This is a genomic window from Solibaculum intestinale, from assembly GCF_040096205.1.
GTDB classification, from domain to species: domain Bacteria; phylum Bacillota; class Clostridia; order Oscillospirales; family Acutalibacteraceae; genus Solibaculum_A; species Solibaculum_A intestinale.
In genome coordinates this window covers 59936-83524 of record NZ_JBBMFD010000006.1, presented here as the reverse complement: position 1 = coordinate 83524, position 23589 = coordinate 59936, and the positions used below count along the sequence as shown (strand labels likewise).

At 56.1% G+C, this 23589-nt stretch carries 23 protein-coding genes; 5 read left to right on the top strand and 18 right to left on the bottom strand.

The annotated features are described in order from the left end of the window. Positions 1 to 18: 18 nt before the first annotated feature. On the bottom strand, positions 19 to 2709 hold the full coding sequence (locus WMO26_RS05410; protein ID WP_349218708.1) for a YfhO family protein: 2691 nt from the start codon (positions 2707 to 2709) through the stop codon (positions 19 to 21). A gap of 336 nt (positions 2710 to 3045) precedes the next feature. Here WMO26_RS05410 and rpmB point away from each other — a divergent pair, with 336 nt between their 5' ends. Beyond that, on the top strand, positions 3046 to 3234 hold the full coding sequence (gene rpmB, locus WMO26_RS05405; protein ID WP_349218706.1) for a 50S ribosomal protein L28: 189 nt from the start codon (positions 3046 to 3048) through the stop codon (positions 3232 to 3234). Between the two features lie 253 nt (positions 3235 to 3487). Here rpmB and WMO26_RS05400 read toward each other — a convergent pair whose 3' ends face one another. The 12 genes from WMO26_RS05400 to WMO26_RS05345 all read right to left on the bottom strand — a co-directional run bounded on the left by WMO26_RS05400 (position 3488) and on the right by WMO26_RS05345 (position 13936). Then, positions 3488 to 4783 (bottom strand): class II aldolase/adducin family protein, encoded by a 1296-nt coding sequence (locus WMO26_RS05400; RefSeq protein WP_349218704.1) that lies wholly within the window; start codon positions 4781 to 4783, stop codon positions 3488 to 3490. 43 nt (positions 4784 to 4826) lie between these two features. Continuing rightward, positions 4827 to 5846 carry an NAD(P)H-dependent glycerol-3-phosphate dehydrogenase gene (locus WMO26_RS05395; RefSeq protein ID WP_349218703.1) on the bottom strand — a complete coding sequence of 340 codons (1020 nt, stop codon included), beginning with the start codon at positions 5844 to 5846 and terminating at the stop codon, positions 4827 to 4829. Further along, complete coding sequence (gene plsY, locus WMO26_RS05390) at positions 5846 to 6580, bottom strand: glycerol-3-phosphate 1-O-acyltransferase PlsY (RefSeq protein ID WP_349218701.1); 735 nt, start codon at positions 6578 to 6580, stop codon at positions 5846 to 5848. Before plsY ends, WMO26_RS05395 begins: the two co-directional genes overlap by 1 nt. A gap of 63 nt (positions 6581 to 6643) precedes the next feature. Further along, positions 6644 to 7972: a ribosome biogenesis GTPase Der gene (gene der / locus WMO26_RS05385; RefSeq protein ID WP_349218700.1), complete on the bottom strand. Its 1329-nt coding sequence runs from the start codon at positions 7970 to 7972 to the stop codon at positions 6644 to 6646. Next, positions 7911 to 9281, bottom strand: a complete 1371-nt coding sequence (locus tag WMO26_RS05380; RefSeq protein WP_349218698.1) for a DUF512 domain-containing protein — start codon at positions 9279 to 9281, stop codon at positions 7911 to 7913. Before WMO26_RS05380 ends, der begins: the two co-directional genes overlap by 62 nt. A gap of 179 nt (positions 9282 to 9460) precedes the next feature. Beyond that, positions 9461 to 9652 carry a 50S ribosomal protein L32 gene (gene rpmF, locus WMO26_RS05375; protein ID WP_349218696.1) on the bottom strand — a complete coding sequence of 64 codons (192 nt, stop codon included), beginning with the start codon at positions 9650 to 9652 and terminating at the stop codon, positions 9461 to 9463. Positions 9653 to 9679: 27 nt separating this feature from the next. Further along, complete coding sequence (locus WMO26_RS05370; RefSeq protein WP_349218695.1) at positions 9680 to 10159, bottom strand: YceD family protein; 480 nt, start codon at positions 10157 to 10159, stop codon at positions 9680 to 9682. Between the two features lie 94 nt (positions 10160 to 10253). Further along, positions 10254 to 10907, bottom strand: a complete 654-nt coding sequence (locus WMO26_RS05365; protein ID WP_349218693.1) for an HAD family hydrolase — start codon at positions 10905 to 10907, stop codon at positions 10254 to 10256. A 19-nt stretch (positions 10908 to 10926) separates the two neighbouring features. Then, entirely contained in the window at positions 10927 to 11808 is an 882-nt protein-coding gene (gene hslO / locus WMO26_RS05360) for an Hsp33 family molecular chaperone HslO (RefSeq protein WP_349218692.1), read from the bottom strand. 39 nt (positions 11809 to 11847) lie between these two features. Continuing rightward, entirely contained in the window at positions 11848 to 12603 is a 756-nt protein-coding gene (locus WMO26_RS05355; RefSeq protein ID WP_349218691.1) for a class I SAM-dependent DNA methyltransferase, read from the bottom strand. Next, the gene (locus WMO26_RS05350; RefSeq protein WP_349218690.1) at positions 12600 to 12890 is read right to left on the bottom strand and encodes a YerC/YecD family TrpR-related protein; all 291 of its coding nucleotides are present in this window, start codon (positions 12888 to 12890) and stop codon (positions 12600 to 12602) included. Before WMO26_RS05350 ends, WMO26_RS05355 begins: the two co-directional genes overlap by 4 nt. A gap of 248 nt (positions 12891 to 13138) precedes the next feature. Then, the gene (locus WMO26_RS05345; RefSeq protein ID WP_349218689.1) at positions 13139 to 13936 is read right to left on the bottom strand and encodes an amidohydrolase family protein; all 798 of its coding nucleotides are present in this window, start codon (positions 13934 to 13936) and stop codon (positions 13139 to 13141) included. Positions 13937 to 14168: 232 nt separating this feature from the next. On the opposite strand from WMO26_RS05345, the gene WMO26_RS05340 reads away from it, so the two are divergent. Next, the gene (locus WMO26_RS05340) at positions 14169 to 14405 is read left to right on the top strand and encodes a hypothetical protein (RefSeq protein ID WP_349218688.1); all 237 of its coding nucleotides are present in this window, start codon (positions 14169 to 14171) and stop codon (positions 14403 to 14405) included. Positions 14406 to 14519: 114 nt separating this feature from the next. Here the strand turns inward: WMO26_RS05340 and WMO26_RS05335 are convergent, their stop codons facing one another. Genes WMO26_RS05335 through WMO26_RS05325 form a run of 3 tightly spaced genes read right to left on the bottom strand, consistent with a single transcriptional unit; the run spans position 14520 to position 17773 of the window. Continuing rightward, positions 14520 to 15503, bottom strand: a complete 984-nt coding sequence (locus WMO26_RS05335; RefSeq protein ID WP_349218687.1) for an ATP-binding protein — start codon at positions 15501 to 15503, stop codon at positions 14520 to 14522. Positions 15504 to 15524: 21 nt separating this feature from the next. Further along, positions 15525 to 16565, bottom strand: coding sequence for a DnaD domain-containing protein (locus tag WMO26_RS05330; RefSeq protein ID WP_349218685.1), 1041 nt, complete (start codon positions 16563 to 16565; stop codon positions 15525 to 15527). 20 nt (positions 16566 to 16585) lie between these two features. Continuing rightward, complete coding sequence (locus WMO26_RS05325) at positions 16586 to 17773, bottom strand: FtsW/RodA/SpoVE family cell cycle protein (protein WP_349218683.1); 1188 nt, start codon at positions 17771 to 17773, stop codon at positions 16586 to 16588. A 390-nt stretch (positions 17774 to 18163) separates the two neighbouring features. On the opposite strand from WMO26_RS05325, the gene WMO26_RS05320 reads away from it, so the two are divergent. Then, positions 18164 to 20818 (top strand): calcium-translocating P-type ATPase, PMCA-type, encoded by a 2655-nt coding sequence (locus WMO26_RS05320; protein ID WP_349218681.1) that lies wholly within the window; start codon positions 18164 to 18166, stop codon positions 20816 to 20818. A 163-nt stretch (positions 20819 to 20981) separates the two neighbouring features. Here WMO26_RS05320 and WMO26_RS05315 read toward each other — a convergent pair whose 3' ends face one another. Next, the gene (locus WMO26_RS05315) at positions 20982 to 21431 is read right to left on the bottom strand and encodes a hypothetical protein (protein WP_349218679.1); all 450 of its coding nucleotides are present in this window, start codon (positions 21429 to 21431) and stop codon (positions 20982 to 20984) included. A 190-nt stretch (positions 21432 to 21621) separates the two neighbouring features. On the opposite strand from WMO26_RS05315, the gene WMO26_RS05310 reads away from it, so the two are divergent. Beyond that, positions 21622 to 21951 (top strand): helix-turn-helix domain-containing protein, encoded by a 330-nt coding sequence (locus WMO26_RS05310; RefSeq protein WP_349218677.1) that lies wholly within the window; start codon positions 21622 to 21624, stop codon positions 21949 to 21951. Between the two features lie 93 nt (positions 21952 to 22044). Next, positions 22045 to 22470, top strand: a complete 426-nt coding sequence (locus WMO26_RS05305; protein ID WP_349218675.1) for a VOC family protein — start codon at positions 22045 to 22047, stop codon at positions 22468 to 22470. Between the two features lie 134 nt (positions 22471 to 22604). On the opposite strand, the gene rsmA is transcribed toward WMO26_RS05305, so the two are convergent. Further along, positions 22605 to 23486: a 16S rRNA (adenine(1518)-N(6)/adenine(1519)-N(6))-dimethyltransferase RsmA gene (gene rsmA / locus WMO26_RS05300; RefSeq protein ID WP_349218673.1), complete on the bottom strand. Its 882-nt coding sequence runs from the start codon at positions 23484 to 23486 to the stop codon at positions 22605 to 22607. Positions 23487 to 23589 lie beyond the last annotated feature (103 nt).

Sequence of the window (23589 nt, the reverse complement as noted above, 5' to 3'; positions counted from 1 at the left end):
GCTTCTATACCAATAGCGTCAACCACCTTTCGCGGTCCGTTTTCTCCGTTTCCGGCCGGGCGCAAAGCGCCCGGTATCGTTGCACCAAAGAATCACGGCTCCCGCCGCCAGAGAAACAACGGAAACGATCCCGCCGAGTGGGAGGCCCTGCGGCACAAAGGTAAATTCTATTTCATGTTCCCCGGCGGTGAGATTTACCGCCAAAAACGCATCCGCAATCCGTACAAGCTGCGCAGGTTCTCCGTCCACAGTGACCGAGAAGCCAGGGTCGGCGGGAATGGAAGTAAAGAGAAGGCCGCCCTCGCCTGCGTCCACCCTGCCCTTGATAGAAGAATTGCCTTCCTCGATGGCAAACATCTGGTGCCCCTTGAGCATCCCGCACATGGCGGAGAACCGGTCGGCATCGAAGCCGTACAATAGGGGCGCCTGGAGCATAACAGGAGAACGATTGATGGAAAAGCTGACGACCACTTCTTCTCCGGCTTCAAAATACCCCAAGTCCATCAGGCCGATAAAGTCATATCCCGTTCCGTTGAGGGGTATGCCATTTACATAGACCGTGGAGGTATCGGAAAGGCCGGCGCTCTTGATAGAAAAGCACAGGTTCTGGGATTTGGGATTGACAAAGCGGTAGCGCATGGTACCGGCATAGCCGTTTTGGGACTCAATATAGTCCCACTCTCCCTGTCCGGTAATCTTCAGGTTGTCGGAAGGGATGGCTTCCTGCAGAGGGATGCGCGTGTAAACGGGCTTATTTTCACCGGTCATAGCGCAAAGCAGCTCGTTTTGCAGCTTGCAGGGGTCGTATTCCTCCGGATCATAGGTAAAGTCCTGCAAAGAGGAATCTACCATGTATCCCAAAGACAGGGCGTTTTCGTTTTGATAGACGTGTTTTCCGCTTTCCAGGGATTTTAGCTGAGTAAAACCCGCCCGGCGTTCGTCGCTTCCCAGCACGTACTTGACGCCGAAAAGAGAATCGGTTACCGTGGAAGCCCCGTAATACCGCCAAAACCGGTTCTGGACGTTGGACACCATTCCCAGGTGATTGACAAAGCGGGAGGTTTTCTGATTGGTAAAGGAGCTGTAATGAGCGATGCCGTTGTAATCCAGAGACAACGCGTCGTTGGCGTTTCGCATGTCGTGGTTTTCCAGGCGGTACCAGCCGTCGTCCATCTCCTTGACTGCCTGCACCGCTTCTCCGGTAATACGAAGATGGTTTTCGTATTTGCTGTGGTTGTCGTAAGGAAGCTCCCGGTCAATGGACCGGATGAGCTCGCTTGCGTTTGCAAACATCTCCACGCTCACAAGCAGGCACAGCCCCACGCATACCATCTTTCTCATACGGGGCCGGTATTTCATAAGCAAAACCGCCCCTCCATAGAGAGCCAGCAGCACCGCTGAAACCGCCACCACTTTGACAGTCACATCGGTGCGGGTATTGGGCAGCAGCACTTTGAGCCCCAGCCCGTCCATGGTGTCGTAAAGCCAGTCGGAGCTGGTCACAAGCAGCATGAGGGCCGCGAAGGCGGAGGGGGCGGCAAAGCTGACGGCCACGTGCCGCCAGGTAACGCCGTCCAGGTTGCGAACCGCCTTGACGGCCAGCAGCAGCATATAAAAGCAGACCGCGAAGGTATACCGGTAGGGAAACCAAGTGGGCTCGTCCCCGCCGTGCCAGAACAGGTTGATAGGCCAGACCATCATGCTGATGAAAAACACGGCTAGAACGCCGGCGGATACCCATTTGTCCCGCTTTTCGATGTTACGATTTAAGAAATAGAGGGGAAGCAGAAGCAGGGTCAGCATACCGCAGAAGAGATTGGGCAGACCGTAGGTAATGGTGTCATAACTGCCGAAAAACAGTTTTCCCAGCACGTCCAGGGGATTGAGGACCATAGGACCCACGCTGCCGGTTTCAATATAGTAATAAACGTATTGAAGGGAAAGATAGGTAGGGACAAGCAGCACGGCCGCCATCCCGGCGGCCAGAATCCCACTCAGGGCAAACCGCCAGAACCGATTCCAGAATTCCCGCAGGGTCAGCCCCTTTTTGCGCAGCAGTTCACTGACCAGATAGATAGTGGAAAAAATGGCGATCATAAATCCGATGTAAAACTGGGTCAAAAAGCACAGGGTCATGCAGATAGTGAAAGGAGCCATCCGTTTCTTCTCCATCAGACTGTGCAGGGAAAGGGCGACCAGCGGAAGCAGAATCACCCCGTCGAGCCACATGATGTTGAGCGCATAGACCACCACATAACTCATAGCGGCGTACATCACCGAGAAGGTCACATTTTTGGCGTTCCTTAAGCCGAGGATCCGTTTGGCAAATATGCTGAAGGTAAGCCCCGCGCAGGCTGCCTTGAGCAGGGTGATGAAAAAGAGCGCATCCTGCACCTGAGTGCGCTCAAACAGCAGCACCAACAGGGAAAAGGGACTTGCCAGGTAAAAGCTGAAAATCCCCGTCAGGTTCATACCCATGCCGGTATTCCAGCTGAAGAACAGGCTGTCCCCACCCTTGACCGCATCGTAGAGCCAGGAATGGAAATCTACATATTGCTGGCTCATGTCGGTGACCAGAACCGACTTTTCCCCAAAGGGAAAAACGCCGAACACCGCGTAGGCGGCAAGCAACACTGCCGCGGGCAGCAGGAAAGACAACGTATAGGTAGCCGCATTCGGCCAAATTTCTTTTCGTCTCAACGGTTTCATGCTCTCCTCACCTGACCGAAAAATCAAACGGCGCCCTGCTTTCCCCAGGAAATTCCGTCGCTTAATTTGAGAAATTTTCCCTCTAAGCCTACAATACTCTTCCCTGCAAGTCAATAACGAAACCATGAATTTTGTCAAACAGGTTTCCGCATTTTCTCCTGTTATCATGGGCAGGGGCACCGCCCCTATGCGCTTTGGGCCATAAAAAGGAACGGCGGACAAGAAAAAATATGCATTTCTCTCTGTCCATTGGCAAAAAAACGCTTGCTTTTCGTAACATTTTCTGCTATCATAGCAATGTTGACTTACTCGAGGTTCTAAAGGAGGTGCAGACACATGGCAAAGTGCGACATCTGCGGTAAGGATGTATCTTTCGGAATTAAGGTTTCCCACTCCCATCGCCGTTCCAATCGGACGTGGAAGCCCAATATCAAACGCGTGAAAGCAATCGTCGAAGGCAGTCCCAAGAGAATTTATGCCTGCACCCGTTGCTTGCGTTCCGGCAAGGTAACCCGTGCGATATAACAAAGCAGACAGCTGAGAGCGAACCGTTTTTAAAACGGTTCGCTCTTTTTCGTTTATTCCAGGAAAAAGGCCGCCCCCATATTTTCGCCGCTGCTTTTTTCGGCATTCATAGCGCCTTCCTTTTTCGTGACAAAGCGGCGGCATGGTCTCATTCTTTAAAAAGCAGCAGCCGGAAGGGAATTTTCCCTTCCGGCTGCTGCTATCACGATCACGTCTGCCAAACGACAGACCGATTTCCCAACATCCGAACAGCTTATTTCAGGTTGAAGACCGTCTCGATTTCCTCAACCTCTTCGTCGCTGATGATGTTAACCTTGCCCAAAACCTCGGAATCAATGATGGACTTAGCGGAATACTCGGCTACCTCCAAACGGTCGAAGGCGTTTAAGAGGCTGGCGCCCGTGACGATGATGCAATCGTTCTCCACCAGGACCACCGGGTTAGAGGGAGTGAGCATCTCGGCGACCATTTCCGGCTGCATGAAGGAAGATCCATAGGGGACCTTGCTTACCGTGCGCAACTGGATGTAGCTCTCCGGAATGGTGCGGCTGTCAAACTCCCGGTCGGTGACTGCAAAAGCCATAATGTGGGGCGCGTGGGCGATGATCACGGAGTTGATCTCCGGATGCTTGTCGTAAATGTTCTTATGCAGCATGACCGAGCGGCTGGGGGTCTTGCCGGCCTCCCGCTGTTCACCGTCGATACGGACAATGTCCTCCACCTGCAGGTACTTGCGGTCCTTCATATAAGGGGTGATGAGGAAGGAATTGTCATTCAGGCGCACGGAGAAGGTGCCCTCGGTGCTGTTGAACAGTCTCTGGTCGTAAGAACGGTGAATGAATTCCACCATTTCCCGGCGGGAATTGTTTTCGTCCGCATAGTGGCGATTGGGAATGAACTCGTCGAGCTCACGGCAGGTGTTTTCCTTAAGATGGGACATGCGCAGGTGCTTGTCGGTCAGGGAATGCACCGTGCCGATGCGATTGGCGTTGATCTCCAGGCGGGCGCAGGACTCCAGGGTCTCGAACGCCATGAAGGCCTTGAAGATGTTCTCAGAGCCGACTACCACGCCGTGGTTTTCCAGCATAACTACATTGTAACCCTCTTCAAAGACGCTGGCGATCTTGTCGCCCAGCTCCTTGCTACCCGGAATGGCATAGGGGGCGAAGCCCACCCGGCCGCAGACCAGGTCCACGTTGGGGATGATGTGGGTGTCCGGGATGCGGGAAACGTTGGAGAACGCCACCAGGGCCGGCGGATGGGCGTGCAGCACCGCGGACAGGTCGGGGCGCAGCTTGTAGATCTGCTGATGGAAGGGAAGCTCCACGGAAGGCTTGTGTCGGCCGATGATCTGCCCGTCAGGCAGGACATGCACCATGTCCTCCCGGCGCAGGTTGCCCTTGTCGATGCTGCCAGGAGTGATCCAAATATCCCCTTCCGGCGTGCGAATGGAAAGGTTCCCGCCGGAGGTGGTCGTCATACCGTACTGATAAATGCGCTCCATCATAATGACGAGCTGGTCGGCCGGATGAAGTAACTCAAAATTCATTTACAATGCACCTCTCACATAATTTATACTTTGTGGATTTTATCTAATCCTGGCGGTGAAAATCCAGCCAGGTGGTTTCCGCTTCGCTTCGTTTGGGACGTTCCATCAAGTCGGTGATGGCGAGCTTGGGGTCCTTATCGTGGAAAAGCACCTGATAGCACTCGGCGGTAATGGGCATTTCCACGCCGTATTTTTGAGAAAGCTTATAGGCCGAATGGGTGGCCAAGTATCCTTCCACCATTCCCACCTGCCTGACCGCCTCCTTGGGTTCTATCCCTTTGCCGATCAGAATGCCTGCCCGGCGGTTTCGCGAATGCATACTTGTGCAGGTGACCACCAGGTCGCCGATGCCGGTCAGGCCCGCAAAGGTCTCCTGCTTGGCCCCCATCTTCACGCCCAGGCGGGCGATTTCAGTCAAACCCCGGGTCATCAGAGCGGCCTTGGTATTGTCCCCCAACCCAAGCCCGTCGCAGACACCGGCGGCCAGCGCGATGATGTTTTTCAGCGCCCCGCCCAACTCTACACCGGTCAGGTCGGGATTGACGTAAACGCGAAGCGCAGAATTCATCAGGGTATCCTGCACAAAGCAAGCGGCTTCCTTCGACCTGGAGGCGGCCACCACTGTGGTGGGAACCCCTCTGGATACCTCCTCCGCGTGGGATGGACCAGATAAAACCGCTACCCGTGCCTCGGGCAGTTCTTCCTCGATGACCTGGGACAGCCGCAGCAGATGCTCTTCTTCAAAGCCCTTCGCCACGTTAACCACCACAGTCCCCTCAGCCAGCACGCCCTTTAAAAGCCGCGCCGTATCCCGCACGGCAAAGGAGGGCACCGCCAGAATCACCAAATCCGCCTGCGCAGTGGAAGCCAAGTCCCCGGTGATCTCGATGGAATCCGGGATTTTCACCCCAGGCAGCAGCTTTTTATGCTCCCGTACCTTAGATAGACGCTCCACCTCTTCCTCGAACACCGACCACATGCTCACCTGGTGGCCGCTGCGGTCGGCCATCATGGCAAGGGCCGTTCCCCAGCCGCCGGCGCCCATGACACGAATCTTCGCCATCAGCCTTCTCCTTCTTTCTTTTTCGCACCGATCTGCTTCTCCTCGCCGCGGAAAATCCGCACAAGGTTGGTGCGGTGTTTGGCAATGACAATCACGCCCATGACCAAAGCGATCGTTGTGGTAATGACCACCATGGTAAAGTTCGCATGGGTGGGCGCGGAAAAATAATCGAGAAAATAGGTCATGCTAAAGGTTGCCAGAGGGTAAGCCACTGCGGCCGAAACCGACGCAAGAGACACCATCCTCGACAGCACCAGCACCACCACAAAAACCGCCACCACAATGAGAAAAATGCGCCAGTCCACAAACAGGATCATCCCGGCGGTGGTGAGAACCCCTTTGCCGCCCTTAAAGCCGAAGTAACAGGGGAACAAGTGCCCCATCGTGCAGCAAAAGCCCGCCAGATAGGTGGCATAGAGCATCCGGGTGTCCATGGAAACGTCCGCAGCGCCCAGGTACTCAAACAGCAACCGGCCGATTACAATGGCAATCGCCACCTTGGCTACGTCCCCTACCGCCGTCAAAATACCCGGCAGCTTTCCAGAGGAACGCAGCACGTTGGTCATCCCCGCGTTGCCGCTCCCCTGGGTGCGCACGTCTTTACCGGTAAACAGCCTGGAAAAGATGACCGCCGAACTGATGCTTCCAAGCAGATACGCGGCCGCCGCCGTAAGGACGAAGGCCAGCGCGTTTTGCGCGATAAAATCCCCAATCTCACCAAAAAAGCCGGCCATGCCGCTTTTGCCTCCCCTTTACGGCGCACGTTTCCCCGCGCCGCTGCGATTTTGTGCGTGCCGTTACGCCTTGCCGTCGCCCCGTTCCCGGATGATAAAGCGCACCGGCGTTCCTTCCAGGCCGAACACTTCCCGAATCCGGTTCTCGATGTAGCGCTGGTAGGAAAAATGAAAGAGCTCCGCCCGGTTTACAAAACAGACAAAGGTGGGCGGACGAGTGGATGCCTGAGTGATGTAGTAGATTTTCAGCCTCTTGCCCTTGTCGGACGGGGGCTGCACCCGGGCGGTGGCGTCCCCGAGCACGTCGTTGAGCATTCCGGTGGAAATGCGCATGGCGTTCTGGCTGTTGACAAACTTAATCAACTCCATCAGCCGATCAACCCGCTGGCCGGTCTTTGCGGATATAAAGATGATGGGCGCGTAGGACATAAAGGAAAAATCCTGCATCAGCTTCTTGCGGGCTTCGTCCATGGTACGCCCGTCCTTCTCCACCGCGTCCCACTTGTTGACCGCGATGAGACAGGCCTTTCCCGCCTCGTGGGCAAGGCCCGCCACCTTGGAATCCTGCTCGGTGAAGCCCTCGGTGGCGTCGATGAGGATCACGCAGACCTGGGCCCGCTCAATGGCCATCTTTGCCCGCAGGATGCTGTATTTCTCAATGGCGTCCTCCACCTTGGACTTGCGCCGGATGCCGGCGGTGTCAATCAATAGAAAACGCCCGAACTGGTTTTCAATCTCCGTGTCCACCGCGTCGCGGGTGGTGCCGGCAAGGTTGGAAACGATCACCCGCTCCTCGCCGGTGATGCGGTTAATCAGGGAGGACTTGCCCACGTTGGGCTTGCCGATGACCGCTACCTTAATCAGGTCCTCGTCCTCCTCGTCCTCTTCTTCGGGAGGGAGCAGGTCGTACACCGCGTCCAAAAGGTCGCCGGTGCCGTGGCCGTGCGCAGCGGAAACCGGTATGGGATCGCCCAAACCCAGATTGTAAAACTCATAGAATTCCGCTGGCGGCGCGCCGATGGAATCGCATTTGTTGACGCACAAAAGCAGCGGCTTGCCGCTTTTCTGCAACAGCACCGCGACCTCCGCGTCCGTTGCCACAACCCCGCTTTTCAAATCGGTCACCAATACAATAACGTCCGCCTTTTCAATGGCCAGCTCCGCTTGGCGGCGCATCTGGGACAAAATGATATCCTGGGAATAGGGTTCGATGCCGCCGGTATCCACCAGGGCAAAACGCCGGTCGCGCCATTCGCAGTCGGCGTAAATTCGGTCACGGGTGACGCCGGGCGTATCCTCCACAATGGAAAGACGCACACCGGCCAATTTATTAAACAGGGTGGATTTCCCCACATTCGGCCGCCCTACAATCGCTACCAGCGGTTTCGACAAACCATGCACCTCCTAAGACTGCGTGCAACAATTCGGATCCGTCGTTACCGACGGGGATGACGGGTACCCCCAGCGCCTCTTGCAGCTGCGACAGGGACACGTCGTCTAAAAACAAATCACCTTCCCGGCGCAGCATACTCGACGGAAGGAGCACTTCCTCCCCAAGCGCGCGGCCGGTGAGCTGACTCATGATATCTTGCCCGGTAATCAGGCCGGAAACCGTAATCTGCGGCCCAAAAAATTCGTTTTCAATGGCTATGACCTGACCCTCTAAATTATGCCACCTTTTTTTCGCCTCGTCAATGAGCGAAGTGATAAAAGGTGCGGCTGCTTTTCCCGTAACTATGGTGATTGTGCGCGATTTTGTCAGATCGCCCCGGGTGGCTGCAAGCGCCTCGCGAAACTGGGCGCAGAGGAGGGAAAGCATTCCCACGCCGTTTTCCAGCTGAACGAATTCCTCATAAAAGGAGACGGGCGGAATGGGACGCTTCGCTTTGAGATAGAACTCGTCCGCCGGGTAGCAAAGCCGGGTGCCGAATTTCTTTAAGCATTCCTCGCCGAAGGCTTCCGCCAGGTCCACTACCGCCCCCGCTGTCTTCTCATCAAAGGCGGTCAGGGGGGCAAGCCCCTCCCGGAACTTCGTAAGCCCCACCGGCACCATGCAGATGCTCTGCACCGCCGGGCGCAAAGCCGCCAGGTCCCGCAGGGACCGGGCCAGCTCCTCCCCGTCGTTGTAGCCCGGGCAGAGGACAAGCTGGCAGTTGAGAGAAATGCCGCCGTCGGCCAGCATGTTGAGATACCGCAGCACCTCCCCGGCGAAGCGGTTGCCCATCATCTTCACCCGCAGGGCGGGGTTGGTGGTGTGCACCGACACGTTAACGGGGCTGATGCGCATGTCTATGATGCGCCTGACCTCTTCCTCTTTCAAGTTCGTCAGGGTGATGTAATTGCCGAACAGGAAGGAAAGGCGGGCATCGTCGTCCTTGAAATAAAGGCTTTCCCGCATCCCCTTGGGAAGCTGGTCGATGAAGCAGAAGATGCAGTGGTTGCGGCAGCTTCGCTGCTGGTCCATCAGGTAGGTTTCAAACTGCAGACCTACGTCCTCGTATTCCTCCTTGCGCACCAGCACCGTGCGCACCTTCGCCCCCTGCTGCACCGTCAGGCGCAGCTTTCGCTCCAGGGTGTAAAACTGATAGTCGAACACGTCGGTAACAGCGTGTCCATTGACCGATAAAAGCGCATCCCCCCTGCGCAGGCCCGCCCGTTCGGCCGGGCTTTGCGGGTCGATTCCCGTAATGGGCACCGCCATGAAGCATCCTCCTCGTCGTTTGCGCATCCGGCCCGCGGCAAACAGGCGCAAGGCCCTTTGCCGCAGGGTTTCTCTTCTAGTGTTGCCGTTCTTTTCAAAATCACGCATTTCGCAACCAAGACCGTTTTCCAAAAAAAATAGAGAAGGATTTCTCCTCCTCTAATTCTTTTTCGAAAGGCTTAGGCTTCCTGGGCCGCTTTTACGATGATCTGTCTCCCCCGATAGGTTCCGCAGCTATCGCAAACTCGGTGAGGCCGCTTCAACGCCCCGCACTGCTCACATTTGATGAGAACAGGGGCCTCGATCTTCCAGACATTGTTGCGTCTCTTGTCGCGTCTTGCTTTCGAATGCTTTCTCTTCGGCACCGCCATGGTCAGCACCTCCCTCTTATAATAACACTAATCCAATAGCTTTCGTAACGCCTCAAGGCGCGGGTCCACCGGCTTTTTCTTGCAGCCGCAGTCCCCTTCGTTGAGGTTTTTGCCGCACTGCGCGCACAAGCCCTTACAGTCTTCCCTGCAAAGATGCTTCATGGGCAGAGTAAGCAAAAGGTCCGACATCACCAGCTCGTCCAGGTCGATCTCTTGGGATTCCACCAGGATCAGCTCGTCGTTGTCTTCCCTGTTCAAAGAGGTTACCAGCACATGCTCCACCGGCACCGAATGCGCTTCTTTATACGAGGTCATACACCGGTCGCATAGAAGCGATAGGGTGAACGCGGCGGTAAGCGTCATGTACACGATAGAGGATTTGCCTTGAAGCTTCCCCGTCACGTGGATGGGAGAGCATCCGGCCAGCAGAGCTTCGTCCGGCGTAAAGGTATAGTCCACATGACGGACGCCGTCCTCTGCAAACAATGTTTTCAATCCAACAACCATAGGTCACCTCATATACCACGATACAATATTATATCTTCGGCTCCTTGCTTTGTCAAGGAAATTCTTTCTCTTTTGGGAAATGCCCCGTCTTTTGTCACAAAAGGGCGAGAAGCTCCATAGGAGAAGCGATCAAATGCCCGGCGCCGTTTTCCAGCAGTTCCTCTTTGGTGCGAAAGCCCCACAGCACGCCCACGCCGGTCGCGCCGCTGTTTTCGGCCGTGCGCATATCCACTCCTGAATCCCCTACAAACAGGCAGTCAGCCGGTTCGGCCCCAAGCTCGCCCATCACCTTCCAGGTCAGCCCCGGGTCGGGTTTGACCCGATAGCCCGGCTGGTTGCCGGCGATGGCGGCAAAGGTGCCGGGGGCGAACAGTTCGGCCAGAATCCGCCTGGTCTGGTCGTCGGGCTTATTGGATACCACCGCCGCCTTTACGCCTCTTTTCTTGAGGGCGGAGAGCAGCTCCACAATGCCCGGGTAGGGCTTCGTTTTGTCGCAGCAGTGTTCCAGATACCGCTTGACGTAGGCGCCCCGCAGGGCCTGGATGCGTTCCTCGGTGGCTTCTCCCGGCGGCAGAATCCGCTCCATGAGCTTGGGCACCCCGTCGCCGACAAAATAGCGGAAATCCTCCACCCGCTCCTGTCTCGGATATCCGAACTGCCCGAGCGCGTAATTGGACGCGTCTGCCAAGTCCTCAAGCGAGTCAATGAGCGTTCCGTCCAGGTCAAATAGCACAAACCGTTTTCCCATGAAAAGCCGTCCCCTTCGTCTATTCTTCGCTGCGGGCCGCCAACGCCTGCAGCTCGTCTTTGGTAAAGTAATACTTCTTGTCGCAGAACTGGCAGCAGACCTCCGCCTTACCTGTGTCATCCGCAAGGCCGGTCAGGTCCTCCTCCTTCAAGGTCAAAAGCGCCTGTTCCACCCGCTCGCGGCTGCAGTCACACCGGTAGGATACCTCCGCTTCGTCGAGCAGGTCGGTTTCAAACCCGTCGAGGGCTTTTTGACAGATGTCGTCAATGGTCAGGCCCTGCGAAAGCATTTGGGTGATGGATGGGAGGGCCTCGATGTTCTTTTCCAACGCAGCCACCGCCGCTTCCTCGGCAAAGGGCAGCAGCTGGATGAGCAGGCCGCACGCGCAGTTGACGGTCAGATCGGGATTGACGAGTACCCCCAGGGCGCAGACGGTGGGTACCTGCTCGCTTACCGCATAGTAGCTGGTGATGTCCTCGGCGATTTCGCCCGAAACAATGGGGCACTGGCCCACATAAGGCTCGCTCATTCCCGTGTCCCGGATGACGGCAAGGCGGCCGTCCCGCCCCACGGCGCCGCCTACGTCCAGCTTTCCCTTGGCGTTTAGGGGCAGCTCTACGATGGGGTTTTGGGCGTATCCTTTGACGTTTCCTACGCTGTCAGCCACGGCGAGAAGCGTCCCGCAGGGGCCGCCGCCGTTTAAACGCAGGGTAATGGTGTCCTTTTCCCCTTTGAGCATGCTGCCCATCAAGCTCGCTGCGGTCAAAAGCCGCCCTAACGCCGCGGTCACCACCGCTGAGGTTTTATGAATGCGCTCGGCTTCCCCCGCCAGGTCGGTGGCGTCCACCCCGCAGGCGACAATGGAGCCGTCTTTGGTTATCCTTCGAATGCGTCTTCCCATAGTTTCTTCCTTTCCTCGAAAAAACGGCAGGCAAAAAGCCTACCGGCATTTTTCCACGATATAGACCGCCCGCTGGGTCTCCTCCCTCACTTCCCGCATGGTCATTTCCTCGAACACGTCGAGCACCTCCAGGCCAGCTTCGTGCAGCCAGCCGGTCAGTTCCTCTCTCGTATAAGCCCGCTCGCGAAAGGACTCGCTCATACGGAAATAACGCCCGTCCTCTTCCTCTTCGAAAAAGTCCAGGTCAATGTCTACCGTCCGGGTGGCCGGGTCATACCCGCACTGCCAGACGCAGTAGAGATCCCCCAGGTCGTAAACAAAGGAGTGATCCCCCAATACCTTTTCGTGCTTATAAGGAGTATTCACGTCAAAGAGAAAGATGCCTCCCGGCTCCAAAAACAGGGACACCCTCGACAGCGCCTTCTTTACCTCCCTAGGATCGGTGATGTGGTTGAGGCTGTCGAGCGTGCATACGGCGCTGTCCACCGTGCCGTAAAGGTCCAGCTCCTGCATGCTCTGGCACAAAAAGAGCACCTCGAGCCCCTGCTCCACGGCCTTTTCCCGGGCCACCGTGAGCATTTCCACCGAATCGTCCGCGCCGATGACGTCGATTCCCCGCCGGGCAAACTCACAAGCCATGCTTCCCGTGCCGCAGGCCAGGTCCAGAAGGAGACGGGGCGGACGGGGGGAATACCGGCCGAACAAGTCCAAAAGATAAGCAGCCCGGGCGGGATAGTCCACATTGCCGGTCAGGGCGTCGTAATAGGCGGCAAAGCAGGTGTATCCGCCGCTCACTTGTCACGAATCCTTTCAAAAACCAGCCGGTATCCGTCGCAGCCATAGGCAAGGGAACGCTTGACCCGGCTGATGGTAGCGGTGCTGGCTCCGGTAGCGGCGACGATTTCGCTGTATACGTGGTTCTCACTGAGCATTTTGGCAACCACCAGGCGCTGGGACATGGCCTTGAGCTCCGGCACCGTGCACAAATCCTCGAAAAAATCGTAGCACTCCTCCATGTTCTGGAGGGCCAAAATCGCCTGGAACAGCAGGTCCACATTTTCATCCTTTACTTTGGCGTTCATGTTATGCACCTCTTTTACAGCGCCGCGGACAAGCTCGCCCGCGGAAAGCTCGTATTCTTATTTATAATTTATCACACTGCATTGTAAAAGTAAAGCGATGTGTTTGGTTTCCCAAACGGTTTTTTTCGCCTTCGCCTATCGAAGCGCGTTAGGGACAGTCCAGAAAGCCGGCGCTATATCGAAGGTGCAAGGATACCCGGCACAGGAACAAAAGCGCGCGCGAAAAACAGCTTCTTTACGGTGTTTTTTTATTCCTTCATTCCTAAAAGGCGCAGGGCGTTTTTATAGAAAATCTTATCGTAGAGCTCCGCCGGCAGCTGAAGCTCATAAAGCTGTTTTACCGCCTCCCCTTGGTTTACCCAGGGGCTGTCGGTGCCGAAGAGCACCTTGTCCGGGTCCCAATTGCGGATGATGCGGGCCATCTGCTCTTTTTGGCACCAGCCGTAGGTATAGCTGGTGTCGATATACAGGTCCTGGCCCATTAAAAGGTCCTCCACGTCGTCCCAGTACCGCCAGCCGCCGGTATGGGCGCAGACGATGGTGGCTCCCTTGAGCTCTCTTAAGACGTTTAACAGCCGCTTGGGCGTAGAATGGTGCACATCAGGATAGGAAATGTCCGCCCCGGCATGGATGACGATGGGCAGCCCTTCCTCCGCCGCCAGGCTCATGGCCCGGATGGTCTCAATGTCGTCGAGAAACACATCCTGGAAATCCGGATGGAACTTGACCCCCCGAAGCCCCAGCCGCTTAATGGCGCGAATGTCCCCCCTCACGTCTTTGCTCAAGGGATGCACACTTCCAAAGGGGATAAGCCCCGGGATTTTTTGTAGTTCCCCGGCAAAATGCAGAATGGATTTCGTCTGGGCGGGACGGGTGACGATGGGCAGCACCACGGAGAAGTCCACCCCGTTTCGCTCCATGGAGCTGAGCAGCGCCGGATAGGTCCCCTCGATGGCCGCCTGAGTGGAGCTGGACGCTTCCAGCGAACCAATGGCTTTGGCGGCAATCTTCTCCGGGAATGCGTGGGTGTGAAAGTCAATGAGCATGATCGTTTCCTCCTGGTCTGAAATTCCACATTCGGCTGCATTTGCACGAAAAAAACACCGGTTTCTTTGCAAAACCGTGCAAATTGTAATTATCTGGATATTATTCATATTTTATTAACAATTTGCCAAAAGGGTTCTATTACAATAAGGTTTAGTTTCTCGCAACCGTCGCCGCGCCCAGGGCGCAGGACGTTCCACATACAAGACACTGAAATCAAAGGAGTGCATGAGCTTGAAGAAGATCATCAACAGAAAGGTTTACAATACCGAAACCGCCGACAAAGTGGGAACCGCCGTTTCCGGCACGTTCGGCGACCCGGCCGGATACGAGGAATCCCTCTATAAGACCAAGAAAGGCCTGTATTTCCTGCACGGCATCGGCGGAGCCGAGTCGCCCTATCCCGAAGAGGATATCAAGGCTCTTACCGAAAAGGAAGCCACCGCTTGGATGGCCAAGAACGCTCAGTAGCTTTTTTTCGTCGGAAAATCCCCGAAGGGACGGTTTTGTCCCGGTCGGGGATTTTTTGTTGCGCTGAAAAGGACGGCGAAGGACTGCGCCGATAGGGCGCCGCTCTTCTCTTGCTTACCGCGCCTGCCTCTTTTGCTGGCGGATATCCCGTCCCAAAAAGACCAGCCGGTCGTACCCGCCGATGATGCGGGAGGTAAATCGCTCGGTGTATTTGTCGTTTAAGTCCTTCATGGACAGGTTCGTGCTGATAATGCTAGGTTTGGCCGCAAGCAGCCGGGAGTTTACCAGGTTATACATGGAAGCGGTGACAAACTGGGTGGTAAACTCCGTGCCCAAATCGTCTAGAATCAGCAGGTCGCACTCGAGCATGGCTTTCGCGCTCTCCCCTTCGTTTCCCCGCCCGAACCGTTCCTCCTCGAGCTTGGCCATCAGGTTCTGAACCGACCCGTAGATCACGCCAAACCCCTTGTCGATGGCGGCCCGTGCAATGGCCAGGGACAGGTGAGTCTTTCCAAGGCCGGTGGAGCCCTGCATCAGGATGCTGCGGGAATGGGCCCCGAACGAATCGGCGTAGGCTTTGCAGTAGCGCAGGATGGTTTCCATCTGCCGCCTGGGAGACGTGTTCCCATTTTGCAGGGGCTCGTCTGGGTAATAGGAAAGGGAAAAGGTTTCAAAGGTATAATCTTTCGCGGGGGTCAACTCATTTAGACGGCGAAACGCCTCCTGGCGCATCAGCTCCTTGACGCATTCGCAAAGCCCGCCGTCGCAGTATCCCTCGTCATGACAGGCCGGACAGCAGTACTGGAGAAGCAGGTAGTCTTCGGGATAACCATGGGACGAAAGGAGCGCGTTATACTCCTCTTGAAGCCTCAAATTCTCCTGCATTAGCCGCTCCAAGTCCGCCTCCACGTTTTGAGAGCCCAACACCGCCCGCGCCGCCTCAAACCCGGCCGACGCAATTTTGCGCTCCAAGTCAAAGAGCTCAGGCAGGGACGCCTGCAGCTCCGCCCGGCGCCGTTCGGTCTGCATGCGCATGGCGTTTCGCCGCTGGGACAGTGTCTGCATGGCGGCCAGATAAATTTCCCGGCTGTATCCCATCTGGATTCGGCCTCCCTTTCGTCACCGTTTGGTGTGATTGTCAAAATTTTGGGGCATGACGCTGGTCATGCGGTCGTACTCCTCCAAATCGAAGGAGGGTGCCCGTTCCTGCCCGGCCAGCTTTTTCTGGGTGCTGGGCTTGGCCGCGGCCAGCGCGTCCGGGGGGGCCCCCCCCCCGCCCCTCTCCCACCGTTCGAGTACCTTATTGATATATGCAAGACTTAGCTTGCCGGTGTTGTCCACGCATTCCTCATAGGCAAGGCGCACCATATCGGCGGAAAATTTCCACAGGCCGAACCACTTGTCCGCATACCCTTCCTCCCGGGTGCTGGGCACGCGGGGGGAAATGCCCACGGCTTTGCAGAGCCTGTCCCAGTTTTTGCGGGAGGTATGGATTTCGTTGAGCTTCTGCTCCGCTTTTTCCACCGAGTCGATCTCTTCGTTTGCCCAGCTGACGGCCACCTTCTCAATGTAGCGCATGTTGGCCTTGTCCTCCGACAGGGCGAACTCGATCACCATCAGAATCACCCCGCAGGGCAGGCCGTTATAATCGTGCAGCCAGACCAAGGTGGAGGTTTCCGCCGGAGAAAGCAAACGGCCCAGCCGAAGCTGCGCCTCCTGAAGCAAAAAGGCAATATCGCCGCACTGGGCGGCCCGTTCGTTTACCTCCTCGCTGGTGGGCTTGGGGGTAGCGACCGTCAAAGCACGGGCTGGTTTGAGGGCCGCCTTTTCCTCTTTTGCGGGCGGCTCTTTTGAAGAAGGAGGCTGCGGTTTTGCGTCGGCAGGCTTTTCCTCCGCCTTCGGCGGGGCGAGCGCCCCCGTTTCCTCTTTCCGGAGGATTCCAACCTCCACCCAGTATTGCAGGGCGTCGGCCGCGTCCATCCGGGAAAGGCCCACCGCCTTGGCCAGAGCTTCCATCCCAGTGTCCTCCCCCGCGTGGCGCAGCAACCACAAAAGCACTTTCAGCTGAGCGGAACCGGCGAGCTTCAAATGCTGATCCACAACGGCGCTCGGCACGGCGAACACCGCGTTCCAAGCGCCCAAATTCAATTGATAATCCATGCCGATCCCGTTCCTTTTCGTTACGCCCGCCGCCGTCTGAGCTCTTCCGTGTGGGTTTTGGGCTTGGAATGAATGTAAACGCTGAGCACCAGACCGATCCCCAGGTACAGGGTGGTGGTGGAGGATCCGCCGGCGCTGAAGAAGGGCAGGGTCACGCCTACCACCGGCAGCAGACAGATGTTCATACCCACGTTCATAAGGGTCTGGGCCGTCAGGGTAGCGAACATACCCATGCACATCAAAGAGCCAAGCATATCCTTGGCATTTCGGGAAACAAAGAAAATCCGCAGGATGATGGCAACCAGAATCGCAATCACCAGCACCGAACCGATAAAGCCGAAGGTTTCCCCGGAAACCGAAAAGATAAAGTCATTCTGCCGCTCGGGCAGGTTAATCTGCCCGCTGCCCGCAATGCCCTTGCCGGTCAGCTTGCCCGAACCAATGATCATACGGGACTGGTACTGCTGGTACCCTTCGTCCAGCCGGGCGTTTTCCGGGTGAAGAAAGATGGTAAACCGGTCCCGCTGGAAGGGCTGGAGCACGTAAAACCATAAAATCGGCGCGGCAATGGCCGCAAGCACACCGCCGATGACAAAATACCGCAGCTTGATTCCCGCGGCAAACATCATTACCACAAAGATAAACAGAAACACAAGCGCCGTCCCATCGTCCCCCTGGAGTATAATCATGCCCACCGGCACCGCTCCATGGATGCACAAAAGCAGCAGGTTCAGAGGGGAATTGAGCCGGTCCCTGGTTTTATACAGATGCAGGGAAAAGGTAATAATAAAAGCGATTTTCAAGAGCTCGGAGGGCTGGAAGGTCATCCCGATGCCTGGAATCATCAGCCAAGCCTTGTCATCCGCGGCGCCGGTGTCCATCCCGATGAAATAGGTCAGCACCACCAAAACGACCGAAATAGGCGCTAAAATCCACCAGCACGCGGCGAGAATCTCATAATCGACGGCCGATATGATCAGCGCGGCGATGACGCCCAGCACCACCGACGCGAACTGCTTGACGAACTGCATGGTAATATCCAAACCGCCCACCGTTGCGAGCACCGTGCTGCTGTCTTTCATGTCGTTGGCCTGCCCGGCCACCAGCAGCAAAACGAGGCCATATCCGGTGGCAAGCAGGCAAAGCAGCAGCAGCAGCTTGTCCGTTTGCCGGAAATACTCCCCGATGGACGAAAAAACTTTCCGCATTCTCTTCACCTCAATGCTCTTATTATATCTGCCCCGCTCTCTTCGCGCAAGGGCGAATGGTCTATCCAGGACGGGAAATTTTCGCCCGTGTGTATTTGCTTTGGATTCAAAGCGGCTCAGGGCAACACCGTCCATGAAATTCATCCGACAGCCTAAGTTCCTTTGAGAATGCAGCCGGGCGAAATTCGTTTCTATCATACCTTCTGTGTGGGAGACAATTGTGAACAAGTCCCGAATTTTTGCGTTATTTTGTAGTGAAAATGCGGAATAACAGACGGCAAAACCAACAGGAAATCTTTCACAATTCCGCCTTGCATCCCTCCCAAAAAGGGGGTACAATATTTATTATATAGTTCTAAAAAATTCATTTGAAAGCAGGGAGGGCTCGATTTGATATGGCATAACCACTGCGCCGCGGATGTTGCGGCCGAGCTGCAAAGCGACTTGGAGAAAGGGCTGACCGCCGAGAAAGCGGCCGAGCGCCTTGCGATATATGGAAAAAACCGCTTGAGCGATCAGAAAAAGAGAACCTTCTTGCAGCGCTTCGCCGCGCAGATGAAAGATTTCATGGTCATCATTTTGCTCATAGCGGCGGCGGTCTCCATTATTGTGACCATTATGGAGGGAAAAAACGACTGGCTGGAGCCGATTGTAATCGTGGCCATCGTGGTGCTCAATGCGATGCTGGGGGTGATCCAGGAATCGAAGGCCGAGGCGGCGCTGGACGCGCTCAAAAATCTGGCTGCTCCTCATGCGAAAGTGGTACGGGGGGGAGAAATCTCGGTGGTCAGCGCCCAGGAGTTAGTGCCGGGCGACGTGATTTTTCTGGAAGCGGGGGACTTTATCCCCGCCGACGCCCGTCTTGTGGAAGGGCAAAGCCTGCGGTGCGACGAGTCGGCGCTGACGGGCGAATCCATTCCGGCGGAAAAGGACGAAACCACGCAATTTGAAGAGATTGCCCCTTTGGGAGACCGACGCAACATGGTATACGCTGGCTGTACCGTTTCCTACGGCCGGGGAAAAGCCATCGTGACCGATACGGGGATGAACACCGAAATGGGCAAAATCGCCGCCATGCTGGGCACCCAGCTCGACGACGTAACCCCGCTGCAAAAGAAGCTCGCCAAGCTGGGGAAAACCCTGGGGCTGCTGGCGCTGGGAATCTGTGTGATCATTTTCCTTTACGGGATCATCACCGGGCAGGGGATTTTAGAAATGTTCATGACGGCGGTGGCACTGGCGGTGGCCGCTATTCCGGAAGGGCTGCCCGCTATCGTCACCATTGTGCTGGCCATGGGCGTATCCCGCATGGTCAAGAAAAACGCCATCATCCGACGGCTGCCGGCGGTGGAAACGCTGGGTTCGGCCTCGGTCATCTGCTCGGATAAAACCGGGACTCTGACCCAAAACCGGATGACGCTGACCAAAACCTATGCCAACGGCAAGCTTTTGGACTTTGATCCCAAAACCGAAGACCCGTCCCGGGATTTTCTTTTAAAGCTGGCGGTGCTTTGCAACGACGGACGCATCGAAAAGCAGGCGGACGAGACGGTGCGCTACATCGGCGACCCTACCGAGACGGCGCTCATCGCTGCAGGAGACCTACTGGATCTGAAAAAAGGTGAACTGGAAATCGATTTTCCCCGCATGGCGGAGATTCCATTTGACTCGGACCGCAAGCTGATGACCACCGTCAACTTTGTAGATGGACGCAATATCGCGGTGGTCAAGGGCGCGCCGGACATTTTAATGAACCGGTGCAGTAACCAGGCTGTCATCAAGGACGCGCTCAAGGCCAACGAAACGATGGCAGGGGAAGCGCTGCGGGTGCTGGCCATCGGCTACAAGGAGCTGGACGAAATTCCGGCAAACCCCACCCCCGACGAGCTTGAACAGGATCTGCGTTTCGCGGGGCTTGTTGGGATGATCGACCCGCCCCGAGAGGAAGCGATGGACGCCATCGCCACCTGCAAGACGGCGGGCATCACCACGGTGATGATCACCGGCGACCATGTGACCACCGCCTCGGCCATTGCAAAAAAGCTGGGAATTATGGAAGGCGGCAAAGAAGCCATTACCGGCACTCAGCTGTCCCAGTTAAGCGACGAGCTGCTCAGCCGGGACATCCGCAAATACGCGGTGTTTGCCCGGGTGACGCCGGCGGATAAAATCCGCATCGTGAAGGCTTGGCAGCAAAAGGGCGAAATCGTCGCTATGACTGGCGATGGAGTCAACGACGCGCCCGCTTTAAAAGCAGCGGACATTGGCTGCGCCATGGGTGTCACCGGCACCGACGTGGCCAAGGGAGCGGCGGACATGGTGCTCACCGACGATAATTTCGCCACCATTGTCACCGCGGTCAGGGAAGGCCGGGGCATTTTCGACAACATCCGCAAGTCGGTTTATTTCTTGCTCAGCTGCAACCTGGGAGAGGTGATGGCGGTCTTTGTCTCCATGCTCATCTGGCACACCTCCCCGTTGCTTCCCATCCAGCTTTTGTGGATTAACCTGGTAACCGACAGTCTCCCTGCCCTGGCATTGGGGGTGGAGCCGGCGGAGTACGACATTATGAAGCGAAAGCCCCGCCCCAAAAACGAAGGCATTTTCGCCGGAGGCATGGGGATTGTCTGCGCGCTGCAGGGCGTCATGTTCTGCGCCATTACGGTGGCGGCCTACCTTCTGGGACGGACCCATTTCTTCTCCGGCGGGGACGACCCGGTGATGGGCCAAACCATGGGATTTGCGGTTCTGGCTTTCAGCCAGCTCTTTCACGCTTTTAACGCCCGTTCCCGTCATTCCCTTTTTCGCATCGGCCTGTTCTCCAACCTGCGAATGCTGGGCGCCTTCGCCGTTTCCGCGCTAGTCATGCTGGCGGCCCTTCTGGTCCCGCCGCTGCAAACCCTGTTCGGCCTAACGGCCCTTCCTCTGCACGAATGGGAGTGGATTGTAGGTCTTTCTCTTTCCCCCATCGTGGTGGTGGAGCTTTCCAAATTTGGGATATGGGTCTATCGGAAATGCAGGCGCAAAAAGAAACTCGGCGAGTAAAAAACAAAGAGACGAGGGGCAAGGCCGGATGGCCTTGCCCCTCGTCTCTTTGTTGGAGAAGGAATTCATCTATCGAAGCTGCCGTTCTTCTTTCCCCCGCCAGGAGGTCCATAGCAGAGGAAAGAAACGCAAGGAACGGCATAGGAGTAAGCAAACGCTACCATTAGTCTCTTCCCGTGGGAAAAAGATTAATCTCCCCACGATGCTTTTCCAGACGGGTGGAATCGGTAATATGGTACACAAGGGTCAGCACGGCTGCGAACAGCAAACACAGGTATCCGACACCCGTGAGAGATAATCCGATCGCAGCCGGCCGCCAAGAGGACAGCAACCAAAAAAGAAAAAGCCCGAAAAGCGGAAGAAAAAGGGAAACAGCCGCCCGTACACGCAGGCGTTTGGAAAACGCCAAAACAAGGACGCCCGCTGCCGGGATCACCAAAAAACCAACGGCACAAAACCAGAAGCCTTCCCTTAGGAAAGAAGCTGTGCACAAAAAAGCAAAGCCGCTGATTTCTTCCCCGCCTCCAGACGAGTCCGTCTGAAAAAAGGGAAGAAACAGGACGAGCCACAGCAAGACGTACAAGGCCATCTGCGCATATTTGATCATCCGCATAGCCTTTTCATCCTCCCCTTTACCAGCCAGACAATTCGCTGCAACCCATACAAATGTATAAGTTTCTTCCTGATTTTAGATAATAATACAGCAGAATCTTATGAGTGTCAACCCCAAATTCGAAGATTTATTACAATTTTTACGAAGAATTCGACAATTTCTTATAATAAAGAAAAGAGGAGGGGAAATCATGATTGGTGAACGCCTGCAGGAGCTGCGCAAGGACCACGGCATGTCCCAGCTGGAGCTGGCGCAGAAGCTCCATGTCTCCTTTCATACCGTCTCCTCCTACGAACGGGATCGGAGTATGCCCAATGACGAAATCAAGCTGAAAATCGCCAAGCTGTTCGACGTCTCTCTGGATTTTCTTCTGGGGCTTATCGACGTCCCCCTTTCCTACAACCGGGAGCCAAACTGTCTGCCGCTGCCCAGGGATTTTTCCGAGCAGGAAGTGGAACAGGTGCGCAACTATGTGGAATTTCTGACGTTTCAGCGGGAAAAGGGGCACGAGAAGGCATGAAAAAGCGGTGAATCCCGATGACAAACTTTGGTTTGGCTATTGCAATCGGGCTCCTGGTTTGTTATGCTTTTCCGCATAGGAGGTGTTTCTGATATGAGTAAGGAACACGGCATAAAATTATACGCATTGACGCTCGATTGCAAAGACCCGCATGAATTGGCGAAATTCTATGCGGCGCTGCTCCAATGGGAAATTCCCTTTTATGATGAAGAATACGCATGTGTCGGCGCTCCGGGAGCGGCCCAGGGCGCATATCCCGGCATCACGTTTCAAAGGAACCCGGAATACAAGCCGCCGGTGTGGCCGGCCGAGCCTGGCGCGCAGCAGCAAATGGCGCACATGGATTTCGCAGTATATGATTTGGAAAAAGCGGTGCAGCATGCGATCCAGTGCGGCGCGGCTATGGCGGATCAGCAGTTTTCGGACGGTTGGAGAGTGATGTTTGACCCCGCAGGGCATCCTTTTTGCTTATGCAAGATGTCCCCCCTGTTTGAAAGCGCCGTTTTTGCGCTGCGGTAGGAAACCACAGGGCAACATCCCATTTCCCATTTCAGCGGCCGCCTTCGATGCATTCGGTACAATCAGTCCGATTGGCTTAGAACACAAAACCGGTGAGGATTTTTCCTCACCGGTTTTTGCTTTCGTATTCCCGCCTATTCTATGGCAGTATTTTTTGCCGGGCCGTCCGGCAGGGCGCTTACCAGGGCGGCGAACTGCTCGAGCGTCAGCTGTTCGGCCCGGGCGGTCGGAGAAAGCCCGGCGGACTCAATGGCGGCAAGCAAGGTTTCCTTTGGCATGGAAAGCCCGGCGCTGACCGCATTCAAGATGGTTTTGCGCCGCTGCCCGAAGGCGGCCTTGATGACGGCGAAGAGCCTGCGCTCGTCTTGCACCTGCACCGGCGGCGTTTTCCGTACCGTCAAAGAAATCACCGCCGAGTCCACATGGGGCGCGGGCAAAAAGGAACCCCGGCTGACTTCAAAGAGGACCTTGGGGCTCGCGTAATACTGCACCGCCAGCGAAATGGCGCCCGAGGCACGGGTGCCGGGTGCGGCACAGATGCGCTCGGCCGCTTCCTTCTGCACCATGACGGTGATGGAGGAAACCGGCAGGCGGCTTTCCAGCAGGGCCATAAGAATAGGCGAAGTGATGTAATAGGGCAGGTTCGCGCAGACGGCCACCTGCATATCTGGGAACTCCTCCCGCAGGAGAGCGGCCAGGTCCAACTTTAATACGTCGCCGTTTATCACCTTAACGTTGTCGAATTCCTCCAGCGTTTCCGCTAAGACCGGCAGCAATCTGCGGTCCAGTTCGACAGCCACCACCTTTTTCGCCTGCTTGCAAAGCTCTGTGGTCAGCACTCCGATGCCGGGGCCGATTTCCAGAACGCCAGTCTCCTTGTCCGCTCCGCACAAGCCCGCCATGCGGGGGCAGACGGTGGGGTTTATGAGAAAGTTCTGCCCCAAGGACTTGGAGAAGGAAAACCCGTGCCGGGAAAGAAGGGTCTTGATGGTGCCGATGTCGGAAAGGCGGTCCATGCGTGTTCCTCGCTTTCGTATTGGATCAAAGTAACGATTGCGTATTCGGAAAAAATCCGGTATGATGAAGAAAAAGAGGCTTTTTGGAAAAAGCCGAACAGGA